Source organism: Endozoicomonas sp. SESOKO4 (assembly GCF_024606275.1).
The window spans coordinates 1-3,963 of sequence record NZ_JAHHPS010000008.1 but is presented as its reverse complement, the minus strand read 5'-3'; the positions used below and the strand labels follow the sequence as shown (position 1 = coordinate 3,963).

The 3,963-nt window shown below is 47.2% G+C and carries 5 protein-coding genes; 4 read left to right on the top strand and 1 reads right to left on the bottom strand.

Annotated elements, in window-relative coordinates; translation table 11 throughout:
* From era to acpS, 4 genes are all read left to right on the top strand, one after another.
* The coding region (era, locus tag KDK16_RS00115; protein ID WP_257274149.1) for a GTPase Era at window positions 1–810 on the top strand (810 nt) is incomplete at its 5' end.
* The gene (gene recO, locus KDK16_RS00110) at window positions 810–1,523 is read left to right on the top strand and encodes a DNA repair protein RecO (protein WP_257252959.1); all 714 of its coding nucleotides are present in this window, start codon (window positions 810–812) and stop codon (window positions 1,521–1,523) included. The genes era and recO, both read left to right, overlap by 1 nt.
* Window positions 1,520–2,266, top strand: coding sequence for a pyridoxine 5'-phosphate synthase (gene pdxJ / locus KDK16_RS00105; RefSeq protein ID WP_257252961.1), 747 nt, complete (start codon window positions 1,520–1,522; stop codon window positions 2,264–2,266). Before recO ends, pdxJ begins: the two co-directional genes overlap by 4 nt.
* Window positions 2,263–2,637, top strand: a complete 375-nt coding sequence (acpS, locus tag KDK16_RS00100) for a holo-ACP synthase (RefSeq protein WP_257274148.1) — start codon at window positions 2,263–2,265, stop codon at window positions 2,635–2,637. Before pdxJ ends, acpS begins: the two co-directional genes overlap by 4 nt.
* A gap of 274 nt (window positions 2,638–2,911) precedes the next feature.
* On the opposite strand, the gene KDK16_RS00095 is transcribed toward acpS, so the two are convergent.
* Window positions 2,912–3,963: DUF4116 domain-containing protein (locus KDK16_RS00095; RefSeq protein WP_257274147.1), on the bottom strand; the 1,052-nt coding region annotated here is incomplete at its 5' end.

Below are 3,963 nucleotides of genomic sequence, written 5' to 3'. Positions count from 1 at the left end.
ACCTCACGTCGCCCCCAGACGACACGACATCAGGTTCTCGGTATCAGGACGGAAGGCAATGTGCAGACCATTTTTGTGGATACGCCCGGTATGCATAAAGTGGAAAAGAAGGCCATTAACCGTTATATGAACCGTGCTGCCAGCAGTGCGCTGACCGGTGTTGATGCCGTTGTGTTTGTCGTCGACCGTCTGACCTGGAGCGAAGAAGATCAGCTGGTACTGACAAAGCTGAGTCATGTCAGCTGCCCGGTTATTCTATTACTGAACAAGGTCGATCGCCTCAAGGAACGCAAAGAAGAGCTGATGCAGTTTTTGCAGGAAGTGTCTGATAAGGCGGACTTCAAAGCTATTATTCCAGTGTCGGCTTTGCACGGTCATAATTTGAAAGAGCTGGAAAAATTGATTGATGATCTGATGCCCGAGAGCATTCATTTCTTCCCGGAAGACCAGATCACTGATCGCAGTTCCCGCTTCATGGCTGCTGAGCTGATTCGTGAAAAGATCATGCGTCAGTTAGGAGACGAACTGCCTTATGAAATGACGGTTGAGATCGAAGAGTTCAAACAGGAGATGCGTCCAAAAGGCCCGTTGCTGGTCATCAGTGGCCTGATTCTGGTCGAACGTTCCAGCCAAAAGTCAATTGTCATTGGTGACAAGGGTTCCAGACTTCGCCAGATTGGTCAGGAAGCCCGAATTGATATGGAAAAAATGTTCGACAGCAAGGTTATGTTGAATCTCTGGGTTAAGGTCAAGGGAGGCTGGTCTGACGATGACAGGGCCCTAAAAAGTCTGGGCTACGACTTTGATTGATGAATGAACTGAGCGCAGCCTGGATGCTTCACAGCAGGCCCTATAAAGAACGTTCTGTTATTGCTGAGTTTCTGGTGAAAGATCATGGCCGTATCGCAATGGTTATCAGGGGTGTTCGCCAGACAAAATCCCGCTCCCGGGCTGTTCAGCCTTTTACACGGCTCTTCGTCAGCTGGCGGGGGCGATCAGAATTGAAAACCCTCAGCAGCTTTGAAACTGCTGATGCCCTTCATCTGAAGGGACAGTCGCTCTACTGTGGTTTTTATATGAATGAGCTCTTGATGCGTTCATTGCTCCCAGGCCAGCCTCTGGATGGGCTATTTGAGTTGTATAGCGTTGTATTGGAGCAACTCACTACGGGCGCTCCGCTGCAACCCTTGTTGAGAGTGTTTGAGATTGAGTTGCTGGAAATGACCGGCTATGCCCCGTCGTTGACTTCTGATGCTGCATCAGGGGCAGATATACAACCTGATCTGCTCTACGAATTCAAAACCGGAGTAGGTTTTTTACCTGTTCTAACGATCAGGGAAAAAGATCGGCCCCGTTATTTTTCCGGAGAGCTGCTAGTGTCTCTGGCAGAGAGACGTTTTGACAACGTTCAGCATTTTCCGGGTTTTAAACGATTAACCCGTTTGGCACTGGCTCCCCTGGTGGGAGAGAAGCCGCTGAAAAGTCGGGAATTTTTCCTTACCAGAGAGAAGTTTGTCTCATGATTCCGCACAACCGCATCCTGCTGGGTGTGAACATTGATCATATAGCAACCATCCGTCAGGCCCGGGGAGGCACCTATCCTGATCCGGTTCAGGCCGTCATAGAGGCTGAGCAGGCGGGAGCTGATGGCATTACTCTGCATTTGCGCGAAGATCGTCGTCACATCCAGGACCGGGATGTGAGGCTGATTCGAAATGTGCTTCAGACGCGTATGAATCTGGAAATGGCTGCTACGGAAGAGATGTTGGCCATTGCTGAAGAGGTTTTGCCTCACGCGGTGTGTCTGGTGCCCGAAAAGCGTGAAGAACTGACCACAGAAGGTGGGTTGGATATTGTTGGGCAGATGTCTTCCATATCTTCAGCCTGCTCTCGAATGGCTAACGCTGGTATAGAAGTTTCACTTTTCATTGATCCGGATCTCAATCAGATTGAAGCTTCTGCTCAAGCGGGTGCTCCGGTTATTGAATTGCATACTGGTGCATACGCTGAGGCAGAAACACCTGAAGTTATGCAGGCAGAGCTGGAAAGGCTAAAAGAGGGCACTGATTTTGCCCTGTCTAAAGGGTTGATAGTGAATGCCGGGCACGGTCTGAACTATCAGAACGTGGAGCCTGTGGCTGCTATCAATGGCATTAATGAGTTGAATATTGGTCATTCTATTATTGGTCGCGCATTCTTTACCGGTTTGAAAACGGCCGTAAAAGACATGAAGACCTTAATGCTGAGAGCTTCTCTTCATAAATGATTGCAGGTATAGGCACGGATATCGCCCGTATCGCACGATTTAAGAAAATCCTTGAGCGGCGGGCAGAAGCCTTTGCTCGCCGTATTCTTACGGATTCTGAGCTGAAAACCTTTAGGTCTCAGCCTCAGCAGGCAGCCTGGCTGGCCAAACGCTTTGCCGCCAAGGAAGCTGCTTCCAAGGCTCTGGGGACCGGGATAGGCAAGGTTTCTTTTCGGCATCTTGAGACATTCAGTGATGAGCAGGGAGCGCCTCATATGCGTTTTTTGGGGCATGCGCTTGAACTTCAAAAAGAGAGGGGGATCAAAGCGATTCATCTGAGCCTCTCTGATGAAACCGAACATGCTCTTGCTTTTGTCGTTCTCGAAAGCTAGCCCTTATTTGTTTTTCTTCACAACAAAATCTGTCTTGACGCCGTAGACCGACATCTCGATATGAATGACCTCCATAAAGTCACTGGCCGAAGTGATAAAATCATGCTTACGGTCAAAAACATGGTTTCCCGAGCTGTGATTAAACTCCAGATCATGACGGCATAATTGATGCCGCCTGGTCTTTCCAGCGTATTCCTGACTTGTTAAATGCGCACTTCAACCAGACTCTTGTATGCGGTCTCTAATCAGGCAGGGCACCCCGCATGATATTGGCCTATTTCCTGAATCCATCGTCCTGGTTCCGGATTGCAGCTTGAATATCCGGATCAGACTTCAGTCTGTCGCTGAGGAATTCATAGATGAAGGCGTCTCGTGAGAGCAATGGCAGGACAAAGTCCTTGTCATTTTTAAGGGACTCAGTGGCAAGGCTAACAAAGTAGTGAGCGTAAGGATTTTCCTCAATGAGTCTCTTTAACAGGGCTTCATCGTTTTTTACCATCGGCCCAGCAAGAGAAAGAGCGGGAGAGTAGTTTCTGATGGCTGACAGAACCACATCAAGGTCATTTTTGAGACGATTGCTGGCATAACTTAATAAATTTCCTTGCTGTTCTACGGCAGATTTAACTATTTCTTTATCATCATTAAATCTGTCAGCGATATAACTGAATATCCTTGGATTTTGCTGAACCAGAAAAAGCACCCTTTCCCTGTCGTGATCTAAGTCAAATTCTTCACGCAAGATTGGAATAAAAACCTCCAGGAAGCCGGTCTCAATGGCCATGTGAGCAAGCAGTTCATTGGTTATTCTTGCAGCAACATTCGGTTGAAGGTGTTTGGTCATAGCGGTAAGGATCTGCCGAAGTTCCGCATCTCTATCAGGAATTCTAGCTCTCATAAGCTGGTAGTAAGCTTTTTCGGCCATTTGAAAGAAGAGTTTGTATTTGCCATCCAGATAATCTAAGAACGTATAATCATAATGAAATTCTTGCGGCATAAACCGTGTTGTAATGGCATCTAATACCAGACAATGTTTGAATATCCAGTTATTGATAGGTTCGTCCAGTCCGTTTTGGGACTTTTTAACCAGGGTTTCAAAATGCCACTTGTTGGTATTTTTACTGCGATTAAATTTGTTGAGTAAAACATCCATGGAGGCCAGTCCTGACAGAATGGTCACCAATTTTACAAAGGCCTCTTGTGATTCTGATGTTGAATCAACTTGAGTGTATTCTATGGTCATTTTCCCTGCACTTTGATTGAAACTGATCGACATTGGCCGTGAACTTCTATCAATCGATGCACAGCGGAGTGTCTGGACCAAAAACC